Consider the following 17,387-nt stretch of genomic DNA (forward strand, 5'->3'; position numbering starts at 1 on the left):
CGCCGCTGAGGGAGGGCGGCTACCCTCTCTCAGCGTTCCTTTCTGACCCATTCGGCAGCGAAAGTCATAAGACAAGCAATTCCAGGAAAGTGTGTAGCGGCTTTCCTGGGAAAAGCGCGTAGCGCTTTCCCTAGGGAATTGCGCCAGAATAAGAGGAGAGGGGCATGGAATTCATCACCACACGCGACGAGTTGAGGACGATCTACAAGACGCCTCGGCCGACTGACGGCTCGATCCGCAAGGAACTGAAGGCATTGGACGGCCACTGCCGTTCCTTCATCGGCAAGAGCCCTTTCGTGCTGATCGGCTCGTCCGACGGCGCCGGCAATGCCGATGTGACGCCCAAGGGCGACAGGCCGGGCTTCGTAACAGTGCTCGACGAGAAGACCATCGCCATCCCCGACCGGCCCGGCAACAACCGGCTCGACACGCTGGAGAACATCCTTCTCAATCCCTCGGTCGGGCTGCTCTTCCTCATTCCCGGCATGAACGAGACGCTGCGTGTCAACGGCGATGCCCGCATCACCGTCGATGCGGTATTGCGCGAGCGGCTGGCGGTCGACGGCAAGGCACCGCAAAGCGTCGTCGTGGTGACGGTCAAGGCCGCCTATATGCATTACGCCAAGGCCTTCATGCGCTCCGAACTGTGGAAGCCGGAGAGCTGGTACGACCGCGCGACGCTGCCGACGCTCGGCCAGATCCTGCGCGACCAGCTGGCGCTCGCCGATTCGGCCGAGGCGACCGACCGCTGGCTGGACGAGGAATACAGGGAGACCATGTGGTAGCGTGATCGGCAACGAATCGCCCAAGCCGGTCTCCATTCCTTTGCTGAACATCCTCGCCATCTCCGGCAGCCTGCGCGCCGCCTCGACCAATTCGGCCCTGGTCGCGGCACTCGCGCAAAACGCGCCGCCGGACTGTCACGTCTCCGTCTACGATGGGCTTGGCCGGCTGCCGATTTTCAACCCCGACGACGAAGGCGAGCGGACGCCGCCGCAAGCAGCAGTGCTGATCGATGCGGTCACCGCCGCTGACGGCGTCATCGTCTCCTGCCCGGAATATGCCCACGGTGTGCCAGGCGGCCTGAAGAACGCGCTTGACTGGCTGGTGTCGCGCGATGCCGCCGTCGGCAAGCCGGCCACGCTGGTCCACGCCTCGCCGCGCTCGCTGTTTGCCCGCGCCGCACTGGCCGAGGTCATGCGGACAATGTCTTTCGCGCTCTATGAGGAAGCAGCGCTCGAAATCGCGCTGCTCGGCAAGAGGCCGCCGGAGGTGGAGGAAATCTTATCGCAGCCGGAAAACCGGCTGACGATGCGCCGCGCCGTTTCGGCCTTCGCGGGCTTCATCCGCTCGCGGTGAACGCCGGGCCGTGCTTTCGTCATCCAAGGGTCTCCGCGACGGAGCTTCGCTCCTGCTCCGCCCTGGGATGACGACGCTAGGAGCTGCGGCCAATCTGTGCCGGGAACTATCCCTTGCCCCTCCGCGTCTCGACGTCGGTCTGGCCGACGAACCAGTCGCGGGCATTGACCTCCTCGAAGACCACCCAGACATCATTGCTGGTCAGGCCGGTGGCGCCGGTGATGGCCGCCGTCACCTGGGCGGCAATCGCGGCCTTTTTGCCGGCCGGGTCATCGGCAATCACCTCCTTGACCAGACGGATATTCACGAATGGCATGGTTCCCTCCCTTGCATATGCTTGGCGGCCGCTCAGTAGGTTTTGGCGCCGTTGACCATGAGCCGGACCATGTAGAGCGAGGTCGTGCCGGCGATGTAGAGGCAGTTCAGCTTGTTGCCGCCGAACACGCAATTAGCAACGACTTCCGGTACTTTGACCTTGCCGATCAGCGTCCCGTCCGGATCGTAGCAGTGGATGCCGTCGGCGGCACTGGCCCAGATGCGGCCGTCCGCATCCAGCCTGAAACCGTCGAACAGGCCGGCGGTGCAGTCGGCAAAGACCTTTTCGCCTGAGACCGTCTTGCCGCCCTGGTCGACAGTGAACACCCGGATGTGCGCCGGGTTTTGCGCACCATGCGTGCGGCCAGTGTCGGCGACATAGAGCTTGCTCTCGTCAACCGAGAAGGCGAGCCCGTTGGGCCTGACCATGTCGGTGATCACGGCCTCGGTCTCGCCGGTGCCGGGATCGACCCGGTAGACATGGCAGGCGCCGATCTCGCTTTCGGCCTTGTCGCCCTCGTAATCGGTATCGATGCCGTAGCTCGGGTCGGTGAACCAGATCGAGCCGTCGGACTTGACCACGGCGTCATTGGGCGAGTTCAGCCGCTTGCCGCGCCATTTGTCGGCGATGGTGACTACCGACCCGTCATGCTCGGTGCGGCTGACGCGGCGGCCGGAATGCTCGCAAGTAACCAGCCGGCCTTGCCGGTCGACGGTGTTGCCGTTGGAATTGCCGGACGGCTGACGGAACACGCTGACGCTGCCGTCGGTCTCGTCGTAACGCAGCATGCGATTGTTCGGGATGTCGGACCAGACCACATAGCGCCCGGCCGCGAACCAGGCCGGTCCTTCCGCCCATCGGCAGCCGGTAAACAGCCTGTCGACCTGTGCATTGCCGTTGAACAGCCGCGAAAAGCGCGGATCGAGAACTTCGTAGAATTCGCTGGCCATGGTTCCTCCCGGTAGCGGTCGCTTGGCAAGGCGCGATCAAGCCAGCCCACGATCGATATGGCAAGATCGATGATGCGTCAGAAGCATTATGGAAGCGAATGCTGGCCCGGACGGCAGGTCACATCCCGTTAACCGGCTATGCGCCCAGCGCAATGGTGCATTGCAACATCTTATTTTTGCAACGCACCATAACTATGTCATGCTCCGTATCGATCAAGGGAGGAACAACTGGTCGCGAAACGCGGCGCAAAAAGGAAACTCGCTATGATCATCGACAGCCTCATGAGCCGCGCTCGCGCCAGCATCGCCAAGCGCCGGCATTACAACCGCCTCGTCGCCGAAATCGACAGCTTCAGCAGCCGTGACCTCGCCGACATGCGCGCCGACCGCAGCGAAATGCTCTACCAGGTCCACAAGCAGATCTACGGCTGAGTCTTCGGTCGACCTATCACGTTCGTCATCCTTGGGCGTAGCGACGCAAAGCGGAGAAAAGACCCTAGCATGACGAAACGGCGGGCCATCAGCCCGGCATGGCCAGCGCCTTCTCGATTTCGGGTAACAGCAGCGTCCGCGCCGAGTCCGGCGTCAGCGGCCCTACATGCTTATAGGCGATCTTGCCATCCTTGCCGATGACGAAGGTCTCCGGCACGCCGTAGACACCCCAGTCGATCGCCGTGCGTCCGGCCTGGTCGACGCCGATCGCCTGGAATGGGTTGCCGAGATCGCCAAGGAACCGACGGGCGTTTTCCGGCTGGTCCTTGTAGTTCAGCGCGGCCATGACGAAACGTCTGTCCTGCGACAGCGCCAGCAGCACCGGATGCTCTTCGCGGCACGGCGCGCACCAGGACGCGAAGACATTGACCAGCGTCACCTTGCCGGCGAACTGTTTTGAATCAAGGCCCGGCAAATTGGTGCCTTCGAGCGCCGGCAAGTTGGTCTGCGGCGCCGGCAGGCCGATCAGCGCCGACGGCACTTCCGACACGTCGCGCCCGGACAAAAGCTGCGCCAGGAACAATCCCGCCAGCCCGAGAAAGACCAGCAGCGGCAGCAGCACGATCAGGCGGCGGCGCGCCGGTGTTTGGGTTTCCGTGCTCATGATTTTACTGCCTTATCGGAGCGCCGGCGCACGCCGGATGCCTCCAGCTCGGCAAGCTCTCGCTTGCGGCCGCGCTGGTCGAGCAGAATCCAGCCGATCAGCCCGCCCAGCACCACGGCCGTGATCGCATAGGCGGCGGTGACATAAAGCGCATGTACGCTCATGCTTTTCGCTCCGCGGCGCTTTCCAACCGGTCCGTCTCACGCCGTTCCAACATGTCTTCTCTTAACGCTGCGCCATCGGCTCCGCAATTGTTCGCCGCGCCGCAGGCATGAGCTGAAGCCAACGCATCAATCCGTTCCGTGCCGTAGCGCCAGCGCCGCCGCCACAGGGCCGAGCACGGCAAGAAACAAGGTCAGCGCGGCAAGAATGAGGAAGGGCTGCAGGAATGGATCGGGGTCCGCCACCGCGCCATAGCTTGCCGATACGCCGAAGATCAGCACGGGAATGGTCAGCGGCAGCACGAGCACCGAGATCAGCAGCCCGCCACGCGGCAACGCCACTGCCACCGCTGCACCGGCAGCACCGATGAAGGTGATCGCCGGCGTGCCTACCAGAAGCGTCAACGCCGTGGCGCCGATGCCGGCCGGCTCCATGTTCATGAACAGGCCGAGCAAGGGAGCGGCGATGACCAGCGGCAGCACGCTTCCCGCCCAATGCGCCAGGCATTTCGTCAGAACGGTCAAGGCCAGCATGTGCCGGTCGTTGCCAAGCACCAGAAGATCGAGCGAGCCGTCCTCGCGGTCGGCCTGGAACAGCCGGTCGAGGCCGAGCAGGCAGGCCAGCAAGGCGGCGATCCACAGGATCGCCGGGCCGATGCGGGCCAGCAGCTTCAGCTCGGGACCGACGCCGAAGGGGATGGTCGCGATAACGGCGAGAAAGAAAATCACGCCGGTAAGCGCCCCGCCGCCGGCGCGGATACTCAGGCGGATGTCGCGCAGGAAGAGGGCTAGCATGATGTGAGATGCTTTCGCCTGTGAAGGAATGCCAACATCAGCCGGTCATCCTCAATTCCTTTCCCTCGATCCCCAGCGGCAAATGCGTCGCCGCAACCACGATCCCCCCACTCTCGAGGTGCTTCCCCATCAATTCGCCGAATCTCTCCTCCGAAGCATTGTCCAGTCCTGCCGTCGGCTCATCGAGCAGCCACAATGGCCGGTGGCTTACCAGCAGTTTTGCAATCGCCGCGCGGCGGCGTTGCCCGGTCGAGAGATAGCCGAACGGCAGATGGCCGATGCCGCCCAGCCCGACGGTTTCCAGCGCCTCTTCAACACCCGCGGAACCGGCGCCCGAAAAATCGCGCCAGAAGCACAGGTTTTCCGTAACGCTCAGCGCCGTCTTCATCGCGTTGAGGTGGCCGAGATAGTGACACGCCGAGGCGGCCGACGGAAAGTCTTCGCCACCACCTTCGAACCGCACACGGCCTGCCGCCACCGGCAACAGCCCGGCGACGATCCTGAGCAGCGTCGATTTGCCGGCGCCGTTCGGCCCGGTGACGACCAGCGCCTGGCCATCCCCCAGCGCGAATTCGATGCCGTAAAATACCGTCTCGCCGCCGCGTTCGCCGCCAAGATTTTCGGCGATCAGCCGCATCCGTTCCCCTTCGCCGAAAGTTCAGGCGCGGCTTCGGTGCGCCGCAGCAAAAATGGCAATTCCGTGTCTAGAACTATTCCAGAAAATTCTCTATATCCGCATCATCCGTGCCAGCGGTCGGCACGGGAACCGAATTTGCGCCGAACCAGCGCGCGTGCCGCCTTGAACGGCCCGGACGCTTGGGAACGGATAGCGGAAATGGCCGTACCCGCACCTTTGCGCGTGATTTGCATGCCCACTGGCGTCCGTTCCCTTCCGGCAACCGACAGTTAGGGATCGCACGTGTCCAAATCACTCGACAGCTTCAATTGCCGCCGCACGCTGACCGCCAGCGGCACCGAGTACATCTACTATGACCTTGTCGAGGCCGAAAAGAACGGCCTCACCGGTATTGCCCAATTGCCCTATTCGATGAAGGTGCTGCTGGAGAATCTGCTGCGCAACGAGGACGGCCGTTCCGTTACCAAGGAGAGCATCCAGGCGGTCGCCGGCTGGCTGACTGACCGGGGCACCGCCGGCGTCGAGATCGCCTATCGCCCGGCTCGCGTGCTGATGCAGGATTTCACCGGCGTTCCAGCCGTGGTCGACCTTGCCGCCATGCGCGACGCCATGGCCTCGCTCGGCGGCGACCCGCAAAAGATCAATCCGCTGGTGCCGGTCGATCTGGTCATCGACCACTCGGTCATCGTCGACGAATTCGGCACGCCACTGGCTTTCGCCCGCAATGTCGAGCTTGAATATGAGCGCAACGAGGAACGCTACAAATTCCTGAAATGGGGCCAGCAGGCGTTCCGCAATTTCCGCGTCGTGCCGCCCGGCACTGGCATCTGCCATCAGGTCAATCTCGAATATCTCGGTCAGGTCGTGTGGACCAACAGCGAAGACGGCGAGACCACCGCCTATCCCGACACCTGCGTCGGCACCGATTCACATACCACGATGATCAACGGCCTCGGCGTTCTCGGCTGGGGCGTCGGCGGCATCGAGGCGGAGGCCGCGATGCTTGGCCAGCCGGTCTCCATGCTGCTGCCTGAAGTCATCGGCTTCCGGCTCACCGGCAGGCTGAGGGAAGGCGTCACCGCCACCGACCTGGTGCTCACCGTCACCCAGATGCTGCGCAAGAAGGGCGTCGTCGGCAAGTTCGTCGAATTCTTCGGGCCGGGCCTGTCCAACATGACGCTGGCCGACCGCGCCACCATCGGCAACATGGCGCCGGAATATGGCGCCACCTGCGGCTTCTTCCCGGTCGACAGCGAAACCATCCGCTATCTCACAATGTCCGGTCGCGACGAAAGCCGCATCGCCCTGGTCGAGGCTTATTCTAAGGCGCAAGGCTTGTGGCGCGATGCCGGCTCGGCCGATCCGGTCTTCACCGACCTGCTGGAGCTCGATCTCGGCAGTGTCGTCCCGTCGATGGCCGGCCCGAAGCGGCCGGAAGGCCGGGTCGCACTTGAAGACATTCCGGCCGGCTTCGCCAAGGCCATGGAGTCCGAATACAAGAAGGCCGCCGAAATCGACAAGCGCTATGCCGTCGAGGGCACGAACTACGATCTTGGCCATGGCGATGTGGTCATCGCCGCCATCACCTCCTGCACCAACACCTCGAACCCGAGCGTGCTGATCGGCGCCGGGCTGTTGGCGCGCAATGCCAACCGGCTCGGCCTCAAGCAGAAGCCGTGGGTCAAGACCTCATTGGCGCCGGGCAGCCAGGTCGTCGCCGAATATCTCGAGAAATCCGGCCTGCAGAAGGAGCTCGACCAGATCGGCTTCAACCTGGTCGGCTTCGGCTGCACCACCTGCATCGGCAATTCCGGCCCGTTGCCGGCGCCGATCTCCAAGACCATCAACGATAAGGGCTTGATTGCTGCGGCAGTTTTGTCCGGCAACCGCAATTTCGAAGGCCGCGTCTCGCCCGACGTGCAGGCGAACTATCTCGCCTCGCCGCCGCTGGTCGTCGCCCACGCGCTGGCCGGGACGGTGACCAAAGATCTGACCACCGAGCCGCTCGGCGACGATCGCAACGGCAGTCCGATCTATCTCAAAGACATCTGGCCAAGTTCGGTCGAGATCCAAGAATTCATCGAGAAGAACGTCACGCGCGAATTGTTCGCCCGCAAATATGCCGACGTCTTCAAGGGCGACGAGTACTGGCAGAACGTCAAGGCGCCGGAAGGCCAGACCTATGCCTGGGACGACAATTCGACCTATGTGCAGAACCCGCCCTATTTCGCCGGCATGAAGTCAGGCTTCGGCAAGATCGGCGATATCAAGGGCGCGCGTGTGCTCGGTCTGTTCGGCGACAAGATCACCACCGACCACATTTCGCCGGCCGGTTCGATCAAGGCGGCCTCGCCGGCCGGCAAGTATCTCACCGACCACGGCGTCGGCGTCGCCGATTTCAACCAGTACGGCACGCGCCGCGGCAATCATGAGGTGATGATGCGCGGCACCTTCGCCAATATCCGCATCCGCAACCATATGCTGGGCGAGAACGGCCGCGAGGGCGGCTACACCATCCATTACCCCTCGAAAGAAGAGGAATCGATCTACGACGCCGCGATGCGCTACAAGAAGGAAGGCGTGCCGCTGGTCATCTTCGCCGGCGTCGAATATGGCAACGGCTCGTCGCGTGACTGGGCGGCCAAGGGCACCAATTTGCTGGGCGTCCGCGCGGTCATCGCCCAGTCCTTCGAGCGCATCCACCGCTCCAATTTGGTCGGCATGGGCGTGATCCCCTTCGTCTTCGAGGAAGGCACCTCATGGGCCTCGCTCAACCTCAAGGGCGACGAACTGGTCGAGATCGACGGACTGAGCAACATCAAGCCGCGGCAGAAGATGATCGCCAGGATCACCTACGGCGACGGCAGCGTCAAAGAGGTTCCGATCATCTGCCGCATCGATACGCTGGACGAGCTCGACTACTTCAAGAATGGGGGCATCCTGCAATACGTGCTGCGCGATCTGGCCGCTTAAGGGAGTAGGGCAATAAGGGAGTAGGGCAGTAGGGTGAAGCAAAGAGAAGCGACTTATTCCCCTACTGCCCTACTGCCCTGTCTTGGCTTGCCAAACCGCGCTGTCGCCGCCAGCAGCACGCCGAGCATCAGCCCGTTGAATATGTGCCACAGGAAATGCGTGCCGAGCGGAAAGCCGCCGCAGACCAGCGGATCGATCATCCTGCAGATGACCGACACGACGAAGATCGCCGAACCCGCCAGATTGTACCAGCCGGCGCGATTGCCGCTGGCCGCCACCCAGGCGCCGAAGAAGGCGAGCGCCAGAAACGGAGGCAGATAGCCGGTCGTCCCGTTCGACGCCTGGCGCAGCCAGTCGGGCACGGCAAAGGTCACCAGCCCGGCAACGGCGTAAAAGGCGACGAAGATGGCGATCGCCCTGCCCCATTTCATGCCGAGAAAACGTCGCAGGTTGAACAGCGTGTAGGCCAGCGTGAATCCTGCAATGGGCAGCACGTCGGCCAGGATCATTGCCCTTGTGGCAAAGGTATGGAACAGCGACGAGCCGATGCCGATCGCCACCACCCACCAGGCCAGCACTTCGGCGAAGGTGCCGGTGCCGCGCTTGCGCACCTGCCAGACACCCCATAGCCCGGCGGCAAAAAAAGCCAGATTGCTCAGCGCATTGAGCGGTTCGGCCCAGAATTCCGGCCCCGTCCGTTCGCAATAGAGGTCGACCGGCGCCAGGAGAGATTGCCACATGCTGATTGCCGCCCGAATCGCTTCCATCGTGAAGTGCAAGTCCACCTATTGCGCCCTTGCCAGCGGTTGCAACGGCAAAATTTCACCGCAACGTGACTTCCCGTTGACTGCCGCTTCTGCCACATATTTCGACAACCAGAACAAAGCCGGCGTCACCGGCGGGATCGGAACGGCCATGCCATCTCGAAGACCATTGCGGCTTGCGGCCCTTGCGCTGGCCCTCTCGGCGTTTGCCGGCAGGGCCCTTGCCGAGCCAACCGACAAGCCATTAGGCGTCGTCGAGCTCTTCACCAGCCAGGGATGCAACTCCTGTCCGCCGGCCGACGAATTCTTCGCCGAGCTTGCCGCCAAGGAGGACATCGTCGCGCTCGCCTATCATGTCGATTATTGGGATTACCTCGGCTGGCAGGACACGCTGAGCCGCAAGGAAAATACCGAGCGGCAATACGAGTATATGCGCGCCTTCGGCAGTCGTTCCGTCTACACCCCGCAAGCCGTCATAAACGGCCGCAGCCATGTCAACGGCGCCAGCCGCGAGGAAGTCGACGGCGCGCTGGCCCGCATGGAGAGGGTCGGCGAAGGCATGCGCGTCGGCATCAAGGTCAGCCGGACCAGCGATCGCGTCATGATCGATGCCGGCGACGCCGTTAGCGGCCCCACCGACGCGCATGTCGTCATCGTCTATTTCAACCCGCCACAGACGATAAAGATCGGCAAGGGCGAAAACAGCGGCCGCAGCATGACCTACTGGAACGCCGTCTCCACCATCCAGACCGCCGGCATGTGGCACGGCAAGGCGCAGCGCTACGAACTGCCGATGAGCGAGATCGCCAAGAAGGGCGGCTGCGCCGTGCTGCTGCAGTCGGTCGGCAAGGACGGCATGCCCGGTCCGATCCTGGGTGCAGCCTTTATCCGCAAGCCTTAAGCGGGGACCTCTCCTTCTCCCCTTGTGGGAGAAGGTGGATCGGCGCGCAGCGCCGAGACGGTTGAGGGGTGCTGGAAGAATTGAGGCGGCGGCGATTTCAAGGAAATTGCCAAGCTGGAACACCCCTCATCCGTCGCCTTCGGCGACACCTTCTCCCACAAGGGGAGAAGGGAGAACCGCGCTCAACCTTCTGATGGCAGCCAATCCGGACGGATCGCACCGCCACGGCTCCGGCCAATAAAAAACCGGCGTCAGCTTGCTTCTGACGCCGGTCATTTAGGTTTTGGGATCGTCGCACCCGATCTTTCCAAGGAAAAACCGAGGTTGGTTCGATCCGACGCAGACCCGTGGGCGGGGGGCTTGGGGTTTACGAGCCGGTGCCGGACCGAACCGTCTCAGGCAACACCGGTAAATTCGTCGGACATTGGGGCATGAGCACGGATAAAAAAAGGCAGGATTGTGGCGAAGCATCACCAATTCCAACAGGCGTTTCGCAAACGTGACTGGACGCTGGAGAAACCGCGCGGTGCTGGCCTTGCCCGGCCGGGCCTTGCAATTCGGCAACGAAAGCGCCAACTTTGGTCGGCGTACGATTCATTGCGAGGATCCAGGCATGACTGATCGCAGCAGCGGGACGGAGGATGGGGACGCATCCGCAATATTGATCCCGCTGCATGAGGCAAGACGCGAACGCCTCGACCAGCCGGTGCGGTTCGACCGGCGCGAACTGGACCAGATCCTCAGGCTCTACGGCCGTATGGTTGCCGCCAACGAGTGGCGCGACTATGCCATCGACCATCTCGCCGACCGCGCCGTTTTTTCCGTCTTCCGCCGCACCAGCGAAGTGCCGCTTTTCCAGATCGTCAAGGATCCGAAGCTGGCGCGCCGGCAAGGCGCGTTCGCCGTCATCGCCGCCGGCGGGCGCATCCTCAAGCGCGGCCAGGAACTCGGCCGGGTGCTTGGCGTGTTCGACCGAACACTGAAGCTGGTCGAGGCGTAACCCTTTATTTTTGCTGGCGGAACTTCCGCTCGGGCAGCGATTGCGGATCAGGCGGGATGGACGCCCCGCCATTGATCGGCAGTTGCATGAACACCGTGTCCAGCCAGCGTCCGTGCTTGTAGCCTGAGCCTTCCAGGCGGCCGGAATGACGAAAGCCGAGCTTCTCGTGCAGCCGTACCGAGGCGCTGTCGGGCCGGCAGTCGCCGATCACCGCGATGATCTGGCGAAAACCCGCCGCCTTGGCCGCCTCGATCAGCCCTTGCATCAAGAGCAGCCCGACGCCTTGCCCTTTGGCCTCGGGCGCGACATAGACGGAATCCTCAACGACGAAGCGGTACGCCGGGCGCGGCCGGAACGCTCCGGCATAGGCATAGCCGAGCACGGCGCCGGCCTTTTCTGCAACGAGATAGGGAAAGCCGCCCGCCATCAGGTTGTCGAAGCGCACGCCCATCTCGGTGCGGCTTGGTGGCTCGAGTTCATAGCTCGCCGTGCCATTCGTTACCGCGTCGGCATAGATTTCCGTGATCCGGTCGAGATCGGCCGACGTCGCGGCCCGCAAGGTGATGCTGCTCATAATTTAGGCACGTCGTTCATCTGCCCTATATCACAGCAAAAGCCGGCACAAAAGAAAAGGGCGGCCATTGGGCCGCCCTTTCCAAACTCGCTGGTCCAGGAAAACCGTATTTAGCGACGGTCGCCCATGAACTGCAGCAGAAACATAAACAGGTTGATGAAGTCGAGATAGAGCCTCAATGCGCCCATAATCGCCTTGCGGCCGGCGACATCAGTCTCGTCGCCCTCGAAGTACATCTCCTTGATGTTCTGCGTGTCATAGGCGGTGAGGCCCGCGAAGATCAGCACGCCGATCGCCGAAACGGCGAAGGAAAGCGCCGACGACTGCAGGAAGACGTTGATCACCATCGCGATGATCAGGCCGACCAGGCCCATGACCAGGAACGAACCGAACGCCGAGAGATCGCGCTTGGTCGTGTAGCCGTAGAGCGACAGCCCGCCAAAGGCGGCGGCGGTGGCGAAGAAGGTCTGCGAGATGCTGGCGGTGGTGTAGACCAGGAAGATCGACGACAGCGACAGGCCGACGAGGCCGGCGTAGACCCAGAATGTCGTCTGCGCGGCCGAAACGCTCATCGACTGGACGCGGAACGACAGGAACATCACCGCTGCCAGCGGGGCGAAGATCACCAGCCATTTCAGCGGCGAGCCGAAGATCGCGTAGCCGAACGAGGTCAGCATCTCGCCGCTTGGCAACGTCGCGACGGCCGAGGCGGGATCGCTGGTGGTGGCCAGCATGATTGTGCCGACCGCGGCAAGGCCGGTGATGAGGAGGCCAAGCCCCATCAGATTGTAGACCTTAATCATATAGGCCCGCAGGCCCTGGTCGATGGCAGCATCGACGCCGGCGCCGGGCACGGCGCGCGTCTGATAATTGCGAACGGGATCAGCCATGGAAATCCTCATATTGCTTCTGCCCCGTCCGGTGTCAGGTCCTTTTGAACCCAGGCGCCGCTGGCGGGGCTCCAGCATGCCTGCGCCGAAATATGATGGTTCTTGGCGTAAAGGACAAGACCGTAACCAAACGTAATGCTCCGTGAAGTGCCGGAGATACGGTTTTATTGGCCTTCCCGCCCGGAACATTACCGAGATTTAATCGCACCCGGCTCTGGCTCAAAGATTCCGCAGCACCGGCGCCGCCTTGTGGCCCAGCACCCGCCACGTGCCGGCAAGGCCTATGCCGACCGTGACCACCAGCGAAAAGCCGATGGTCGCCACCGCCACCTCCGGCATGAAGTGCGATGGCAGCGTCATGATGCGCGCGACGACGAACCACGCCGCCACACCGCCCGCTGCCAGCGCGAAGATCGCAGTGGCAAGGCCGATCAGCATGTATTCCAGCGAAAACGCGGCGATCAGCGTTTTCCTGGTCGCACCCAGGGTCTTCAGCACCACCGCGTCGTGAATGCGAGCCCGGTTGCCGGCGGCGAGCGCCCCGGCCAGCACCAGCACCGAGGCGATCAACGCCACGCCCGCTGCTGCCCTGATTGCTGTGCCGAGCTGCGCCACCAGCCGGTTGACGATTTCGAGTGCGTCCTTGACCCTGACCGTCGTCACCGCGGGAAAGGCACGCGTGACGGCGTTGAGAAGATGCGCATCGTCGGCTGCCGACGCATTCGTCTCGGTCAGCGTCGCCAACCAGCCATGCGGCGCACCGGCGAATGTGTTGGGCGAGAACACCATGACGAAATTGATGCCCATGGTTTCCCATTCGACCTGGCGGAAATTGGCGATCTTGGCCGTGATGTTGCGGCCGAGCACGTTGACGGTGATGGTGTCGCCGAGCTTCAGCCCGATCTCTTTGCCTTCCTCGGCGGAAAACGAGACCAGCGGCTCGCCGGCATAGTTCTCCGGCCACCAGCTGCCCTCGGTCAGCGTCGCATTCTCCGGCAGCTTTGCGTCATAGGTCAGGCCGCGATCGCCGCGCAGTACCCAGGCGCCTTCGGCCGGAACCTTGACCTTGTCGACATCGACGCCGTTGAGCGCCATCACCCGGCCGCGCAGCATCGGCACCTTGATCAGCCTGCCTTGCGGTGCCTCTTTGCCGACCAGCGCGGTGAAGGCATCGACGTCACCGCTCTGGATATCGACGTAGAAGAAGTTCGGTGCCCTTTCCGGCAGGCTGCCCGAGATCTGCCGCCTGAGATTGCCGTCGATCAGCGCCAGCGTCACCAGCAGCGTCAGCCCGAGTCCCAACGACAGCACCACGGACGGCGTCAAGGCGCCAGGCCGATGGATGTTGCCGATGGCGAGCCTGAGCGCGGTCGAGCGCACGCGCGGGCTTTTCTTCGCCGCCCACTGCACCAGCGAGCCGACCACACGCAGCACCAGGAACGAAAAGATCGTGGCGCCAACGAAGATCGAGGCAATACGGCGGTCGCCGGAAAACAGAATCGCCAGTACCGCGAGCAGCAGCGCGATGCCCAATGCCGCGGCGATATAGAGCGGGCGGGGAAAACCGCGGCCCTCGAAACCCATTTCGCGAAACAGCGCCGTTGCCGGCACGTCGCGGGCGCGGCCGAGCGGCAGCAAGGCGAAAGCCAGCGTCACCAGTAGCCCGAACAGCGCTGCCATGCCGAGGGCGCCGGGATAGAACCCACCTTCCGCCGGCACTGGAATGACCGATTGGAGTGCCGCGCTGGCCGCGAACGGCATCAGCGCGCCAAGTACAAGGCCTAGCGTGATGCCGAGGGCGGCGATCATCAGGATCTGCACCAGATAGACGGCAAAGACGAACCCGCCCGAAGCCCCCAGGCTCTTGAAGGTGGCGATGACGCCGCGCTTGCCGTCGAGATAGGCACGCACGGCATTGGCCACGCCGACGCCGCCGACCACCAGCGCCGTCAACCCGACCAGCGTCAGGAATTGCGAAAACCGCTCGATATTCGAGGACAGCGCCGGCGCTGCGTTGCTGCGCGTGCGGATCGACCAGCCGGCCTGCGGGAACTGGTTTGTCGCCTGCTCCTGGATCGCCTTGATCTGTGCCTCAGTGGTGCCGCCGGGCAGGCGGACCTTATAGGCATTCTCGACCAGGCTGCCCGGCTGGATCAGGCCGGAAGCGGCAAGCCCGTCGGTCGACACCATCAGCCGCGGCGCAAAACCGAAGCCATCCGACACCGCATCCGGCTCGTTGACCAGCCTGGCGCGCAGCTCGAACGTCGCGCTGCCGAGCTTTAGCCGGTCACCGATGCCAAGGTTCAGCCGCTCGAACAAGAGGTCCGGCGCGGCGGCGCCGAAGACGCCGGATTTTTCGCCGAACAGATCCTCTCGCGACAGCACCGGCTGGGTCTCCAGCGCACCATAGAGCGGATAGGCGCCGTCGACCGCCTTGGCCTCGACCAGCGCCTGGTCGGAGCCGTCCTCGAGCCTCGCCATCGAGCGCATATTGGCGCTGTGCGAAACCGTGCCAAGCCGGTCGAGGAAGCTGCGTTCGGCTCTGGTCGGATCGCGCTGGTTGAGCTGGAAGCGGAGATCACCGCCGAGCAGCGTCTGGCCCTGGTCGGCAACACCGGCGGAAATCGCCTGCGCCACCGAATTGACGCCGCCGATCGCAGCGACGCCCAGCGCGATGCAGGCAAGGAAGATCAGGAAGCCGGACAGCCCGCCACGCATTTCTCGCAGCGAAAACCGAAAGGCGAGCCTCAGCGTGCGCGCCAGCGGCATCATGCGGTCACCTTGCCAGCCCTGGTGGCCGGCTTAGGCGCGTCTTCGATCAGCCCCGACCGCATCGACACCTGGCGCGAGCAGCGCGCCGCGAGTACCGGGTCATGCGTGACCAGCACCAGCGTCATGCCGCGTTCGGCCGCCTTGGCAAACAGCAGGTCAGCGACGTGCCGCCCCGTTGCCTGGTCGAGATTGCCGGTCGGCTCGTCGGCGATCAGGATGCGCGGCGACGGCGCCAGCGCCCGGGCGATCGCCACGCGCTGCTGCTGGCCGCCAGACAATTCGCCGGGGTAATGGGTGACGCGATCGCTGAGACCGACCGCCGCCAGCTCGCGCGCCGCCACGCCGAATGGATCGACATGGCCGGAAAGCTCCAGCGGGACCGCAACGTTTTCCAGCGCCGTCATATTGGGGATGAGATGGAAAGACTGGAACACGATGCCGATGTTTCGTCCCCGAAACGATGCGATCTGATCTTCGCTTTTGCCGTTGAGCAGCTCGCCGGCAATTCGGACCGTCCCCGAATCGACCCTTTCAAGTCCGGCCAAAACCATCAGCAATGTCGACTTTCCCGAACCTGAAGGTCCAACGATGCCTGTCGCTTCGCCGCCCGCCACATCGAGGCTGACGCCCTTCAGCACATGGACCGAGGATGCACCTTCGCCGAGCGTCAGCGATACGTCTTTCAGCGAAATGACGGCTTCTTCCAAAATCAAATCGTCCTATATGGGGGATGAAGGCTAGAGCATCCGATGCTCGACAAAGACGAAAACCTGCCTTCGCCAACAGATGTTCCTAGTCATATGGGGCCTGCCGCATGGCTTTCAAACACACCTTTGCCGCAGCCTTCGCCCTTTTCCTCGCCATTTGCGGCGCCATTTCGTCGGCGCGCGCCGAACCGTTCACCATTGTCGGTTTCGGCGACAGCTTGATGGCGGGTTATGGCCTCGGGCCAGGTCAGGGCTTCACCGAGAAGCTGCAGGCGGCGCTGCGCACCAAGGGCTACGATGTCACGGTCGCCAATGCCGGCGTCTCCGGCGATACGACGAGCGGCGGCCTGGCGCGGCTCGACTGGTCGGTGCCGGACGGCACGCAACTCGTCATCCTGGAGCTCGGCGCCAACGACATGCTGCGCGGCGTTTCGCCCGCCATAGCGGAAAAGAATCTGGACGCCATGCTGGCAAAACTGAAGCAGCGCAAGATCGCCGTTTTGCTTGCCGGAATGCGCGCGGCGCCCAATCTCGGCGCCGACTACCAGAACGCCTTCGACGCGACCTTTCCGAGACTGGCTGAAAAATATGGCGTGCCGCTCTATCCTTTCTTTCTCGAGGGCATCGCCGGTCGATCCGTCCTGCAACTCGAGGACGGCCTTCATCCAAACGCCCGAGGCGTCGACCGCATCGTCGAGGGTATCCTGCCCAGTGTGGAGAAGACCATTGAAGCGGTCCGGGGCAATTCCTGAAGGCGAGGGTTCGCCGTCGCAACACCTTCCGCAGGGGAAGCTTTTAGGCAGGCCTGCGACCAACAAACCCCTTGCCCCGTTTGAATATCGATGATTCGCTAGGGGCAAGAGTTCGATTCGAGGACAGGAGGCTTCCCATGCCGCGTCTTTTTACCGCCCTCGAGATACCGCGTGATGCCGCTCTTTCGCTGTCCCTGCTCAGGGGCGGACTGCCCGGAGCCCGCTGGATCGACGTCGAAAACTATCATCTGACGCTGCGCTTCATCGGCGATGTCGAGGGCCATGTCGCCGACGAAATCGCCAATGCTCTTGACCGTGTTCACCGCCCGTCCTTCCCGCTGACGCTGTCCGGCGTCGGCGCCTTCGGCCAGAAGAAGCCGCATGCGGTGTGGGCCGGGGTCGCCGCTTCGCCCGATCTTTCCGCATTGCAGGCCGAGATCGAGCGCATCTGCCAGCGGCTCGGCATCCCGGCCGACCCGCGCAAGTTCATGCCGCACGTGACGCTGGCCCGCCTGCGCAATTCGAGCCCGCTCGATGTCGCCCAGTATCTGTCGGCACGCGGCAATTTTTCGACGCTGCCGTTCCGGATCGGCCGCTTCGTGCTGATGTCGTCGCGCGATTCGGTCGGTGGCGGGCCTTACGTCGTCGAGGAGGCCTGGCCGCTTTCAGGTGCTGACAACCGCGTCGCCAGCCGTTTGGTCGGCGCCGCCGACGCTTCGCGGATCATGCGGTAGACGGAC

Annotated in this window: 19 protein-coding genes; 8 read left to right on the forward strand and 11 right to left on the reverse strand. The window is 63.4% G+C overall.

Going from position 1 to position 17,387, the window contains the following annotated elements; translation table 11 throughout:
* Positions 1-164: 164 nt before the first annotated feature.
* Positions 165-785, forward strand: a complete 621-nt coding sequence (locus tag NKJ20_RS27035; protein WP_352748263.1) for a pyridoxamine 5'-phosphate oxidase family protein — start codon at positions 165-167, stop codon at positions 783-785.
* Positions 786-825: 40 nt separating this feature from the next.
* Positions 826-1,359 carry an NADPH-dependent FMN reductase gene (locus tag NKJ20_RS27040; protein WP_352748314.1) on the forward strand — a complete coding sequence of 178 codons (534 nt, stop codon included), beginning with the start codon at positions 826-828 and terminating at the stop codon, positions 1,357-1,359.
* Positions 1,360-1,465: 106 nt separating this feature from the next.
* Here the strand turns inward: NKJ20_RS27040 and NKJ20_RS27045 are convergent, their stop codons facing one another.
* Both NKJ20_RS27045 and NKJ20_RS27050 read right to left on the reverse strand, forming a co-directional pair.
* A complete protein-coding gene (locus NKJ20_RS27045) occupies positions 1,466-1,675 on the reverse strand; it encodes a tautomerase family protein (protein WP_352748266.1) in 210 nt (69 codons plus the stop codon).
* A gap of 32 nt (positions 1,676-1,707) precedes the next feature.
* The gene (locus NKJ20_RS27050) at positions 1,708-2,625 is read right to left on the reverse strand and encodes an SMP-30/gluconolactonase/LRE family protein (RefSeq protein WP_352748269.1); all 918 of its coding nucleotides are present in this window, start codon (positions 2,623-2,625) and stop codon (positions 1,708-1,710) included.
* A gap of 264 nt (positions 2,626-2,889) precedes the next feature.
* Between NKJ20_RS27050 and NKJ20_RS27055 the strand changes: the two genes are divergently transcribed.
* Positions 2,890-3,057: a hypothetical protein gene (locus NKJ20_RS27055; protein ID WP_023721879.1), complete on the forward strand. Its 168-nt coding sequence runs from the start codon at positions 2,890-2,892 to the stop codon at positions 3,055-3,057.
* Between the two features lie 88 nt (positions 3,058-3,145).
* Here NKJ20_RS27055 and NKJ20_RS27060 read toward each other — a convergent pair whose 3' ends face one another.
* From NKJ20_RS27060 to ccmA, 4 genes are all read right to left on the reverse strand, one after another.
* Positions 3,146-3,721, reverse strand: a complete 576-nt coding sequence (locus tag NKJ20_RS27060) for a DsbE family thiol:disulfide interchange protein (protein ID WP_352450188.1) — start codon at positions 3,719-3,721, stop codon at positions 3,146-3,148.
* Positions 3,718-3,885 carry a heme exporter protein CcmD gene (gene ccmD / locus NKJ20_RS27065; RefSeq protein ID WP_352456348.1) on the reverse strand — a complete coding sequence of 56 codons (168 nt, stop codon included), beginning with the start codon at positions 3,883-3,885 and terminating at the stop codon, positions 3,718-3,720. The genes NKJ20_RS27060 and ccmD overlap by 4 nt, the downstream gene beginning before the upstream one ends.
* 126 nt (positions 3,886-4,011) lie before the next feature.
* On the reverse strand, positions 4,012-4,677 hold the full coding sequence (gene ccmB / locus NKJ20_RS27070) for a heme exporter protein CcmB (protein ID WP_023679814.1): 666 nt from the start codon (positions 4,675-4,677) through the stop codon (positions 4,012-4,014).
* 37 nt (positions 4,678-4,714) lie between these two features.
* Positions 4,715-5,314 carry a heme ABC exporter ATP-binding protein CcmA gene (gene ccmA / locus NKJ20_RS27075; protein ID WP_352748272.1) on the reverse strand — a complete coding sequence of 200 codons (600 nt, stop codon included), beginning with the start codon at positions 5,312-5,314 and terminating at the stop codon, positions 4,715-4,717.
* 282 nt (positions 5,315-5,596) lie between these two features.
* On the opposite strand from ccmA, the gene acnA reads away from it, so the two are divergent.
* A complete protein-coding gene (acnA, locus tag NKJ20_RS27080) occupies positions 5,597-8,287 on the forward strand; it encodes an aconitate hydratase AcnA (protein WP_352450191.1) in 2,691 nt (896 codons plus the stop codon).
* 53 nt (positions 8,288-8,340) lie between these two features.
* Here acnA and NKJ20_RS27085 read toward each other — a convergent pair whose 3' ends face one another.
* The gene (locus tag NKJ20_RS27085; RefSeq protein WP_352450192.1) at positions 8,341-9,027 is read right to left on the reverse strand and encodes a ceramidase domain-containing protein; all 687 of its coding nucleotides are present in this window, start codon (positions 9,025-9,027) and stop codon (positions 8,341-8,343) included.
* Positions 9,028-9,202: 175 nt separating this feature from the next.
* Between NKJ20_RS27085 and NKJ20_RS27090 the strand changes: the two genes are divergently transcribed.
* A complete protein-coding gene (locus NKJ20_RS27090) occupies positions 9,203-9,952 on the forward strand; it encodes a DUF1223 domain-containing protein (RefSeq protein ID WP_352450193.1) in 750 nt (249 codons plus the stop codon).
* 613 nt (positions 9,953-10,565) lie between these two features.
* The gene (locus NKJ20_RS27095) at positions 10,566-10,952 is read left to right on the forward strand and encodes a DUF2794 domain-containing protein (RefSeq protein WP_031212724.1); all 387 of its coding nucleotides are present in this window, start codon (positions 10,566-10,568) and stop codon (positions 10,950-10,952) included.
* A 4-nt stretch (positions 10,953-10,956) separates the two neighbouring features.
* Here the strand turns inward: NKJ20_RS27095 and NKJ20_RS27100 are convergent, their stop codons facing one another.
* The 4 genes from NKJ20_RS27100 to NKJ20_RS27115 all read right to left on the reverse strand — a co-directional run bounded on the left by NKJ20_RS27100 (position 10,957) and on the right by NKJ20_RS27115 (position 15,895).
* Positions 10,957-11,526 carry a GNAT family N-acetyltransferase gene (locus tag NKJ20_RS27100; RefSeq protein ID WP_352748276.1) on the reverse strand — a complete coding sequence of 190 codons (570 nt, stop codon included), beginning with the start codon at positions 11,524-11,526 and terminating at the stop codon, positions 10,957-10,959.
* A gap of 110 nt (positions 11,527-11,636) precedes the next feature.
* Positions 11,637-12,416 (reverse strand): Bax inhibitor-1/YccA family protein, encoded by a 780-nt coding sequence (locus NKJ20_RS27105; protein WP_352450195.1) that lies wholly within the window; start codon positions 12,414-12,416, stop codon positions 11,637-11,639.
* Between the two features lie 219 nt (positions 12,417-12,635).
* Positions 12,636-15,185 (reverse strand): ABC transporter permease, encoded by a 2,550-nt coding sequence (locus NKJ20_RS27110; RefSeq protein ID WP_352748317.1) that lies wholly within the window; start codon positions 15,183-15,185, stop codon positions 12,636-12,638.
* Positions 15,185-15,895: an ABC transporter ATP-binding protein gene (locus NKJ20_RS27115; RefSeq protein ID WP_352748278.1), complete on the reverse strand. Its 711-nt coding sequence runs from the start codon at positions 15,893-15,895 to the stop codon at positions 15,185-15,187. The genes NKJ20_RS27110 and NKJ20_RS27115 overlap by 1 nt, the downstream gene beginning before the upstream one ends.
* A 107-nt stretch (positions 15,896-16,002) precedes the next feature.
* Between NKJ20_RS27115 and NKJ20_RS27120 the strand changes: the two genes are divergently transcribed.
* Both NKJ20_RS27120 and thpR read left to right on the forward strand, forming a co-directional pair.
* Positions 16,003-16,647 carry an arylesterase gene (locus tag NKJ20_RS27120; RefSeq protein ID WP_352748280.1) on the forward strand — a complete coding sequence of 215 codons (645 nt, stop codon included), beginning with the start codon at positions 16,003-16,005 and terminating at the stop codon, positions 16,645-16,647.
* 137 nt (positions 16,648-16,784) lie between these two features.
* Positions 16,785-17,381 carry an RNA 2',3'-cyclic phosphodiesterase gene (thpR, locus tag NKJ20_RS27125; protein WP_352456356.1) on the forward strand — a complete coding sequence of 199 codons (597 nt, stop codon included), beginning with the start codon at positions 16,785-16,787 and terminating at the stop codon, positions 17,379-17,381.
* Positions 17,382-17,387: the final 6 nt, after the last annotated feature.

Origin of the sequence: Mesorhizobium sp. M0185 (assembly GCF_040322175.1) — a bacterium.
Taxonomy (GTDB): Bacteria; Pseudomonadota; Alphaproteobacteria; order Rhizobiales; family Rhizobiaceae; genus Mesorhizobium.

Coding starts and splice junctions, on each gene's coding strand:
- NKJ20_RS27085 (WP_352450192.1), bottom strand. CDS start 9,027: ATGTGGCAATCTCTCCTGGCGCCGGTCGACCTCTATTGCGAACGGACG.
- NKJ20_RS27095 (WP_031212724.1), top strand. CDS start 10,566: ATGACTGATCGCAGCAGCGGGACGGAGGATGGGGACGCATCCGCAATA.
- thpR (WP_352456356.1), top strand. CDS start 16,785: ATGCCGCGTCTTTTTACCGCCCTCGAGATACCGCGTGATGCCGCTCTT.
- ccmA (WP_352748272.1), bottom strand. CDS start 5,314: ATGCGGCTGATCGCCGAAAATCTTGGCGGCGAACGCGGCGGCGAGACG.
- NKJ20_RS27055 (WP_023721879.1), top strand. CDS start 2,890: ATGATCATCGACAGCCTCATGAGCCGCGCTCGCGCCAGCATCGCCAAG.
- NKJ20_RS27045 (WP_352748266.1), bottom strand. CDS start 1,675: ATGCCATTCGTGAATATCCGTCTGGTCAAGGAGGTGATTGCCGATGAC.
- NKJ20_RS27120 (WP_352748280.1), top strand. CDS start 16,003: ATGGCTTTCAAACACACCTTTGCCGCAGCCTTCGCCCTTTTCCTCGCC.
- NKJ20_RS27035 (WP_352748263.1), top strand. CDS start 165: ATGGAATTCATCACCACACGCGACGAGTTGAGGACGATCTACAAGACG.
- NKJ20_RS27090 (WP_352450193.1), top strand. CDS start 9,203: ATGCCATCTCGAAGACCATTGCGGCTTGCGGCCCTTGCGCTGGCCCTC.
- ccmB (WP_023679814.1), bottom strand. CDS start 4,677: ATGCTAGCCCTCTTCCTGCGCGACATCCGCCTGAGTATCCGCGCCGGC.
- NKJ20_RS27110 (WP_352748317.1), bottom strand. CDS start 15,185: ATGCCGCTGGCGCGCACGCTGAGGCTCGCCTTTCGGTTTTCGCTGCGA.
- NKJ20_RS27050 (WP_352748269.1), bottom strand. CDS start 2,625: ATGGCCAGCGAATTCTACGAAGTTCTCGATCCGCGCTTTTCGCGGCTG.
- NKJ20_RS27100 (WP_352748276.1), bottom strand. CDS start 11,526: ATGAGCAGCATCACCTTGCGGGCCGCGACGTCGGCCGATCTCGACCGG.
- NKJ20_RS27060 (WP_352450188.1), bottom strand. CDS start 3,721: ATGAGCACGGAAACCCAAACACCGGCGCGCCGCCGCCTGATCGTGCTG.
- NKJ20_RS27105 (WP_352450195.1), bottom strand. CDS start 12,416: ATGGCTGATCCCGTTCGCAATTATCAGACGCGCGCCGTGCCCGGCGCC.
- ccmD (WP_352456348.1), bottom strand. CDS start 3,885: ATGAGCGTACATGCGCTTTATGTCACCGCCGCCTATGCGATCACGGCC.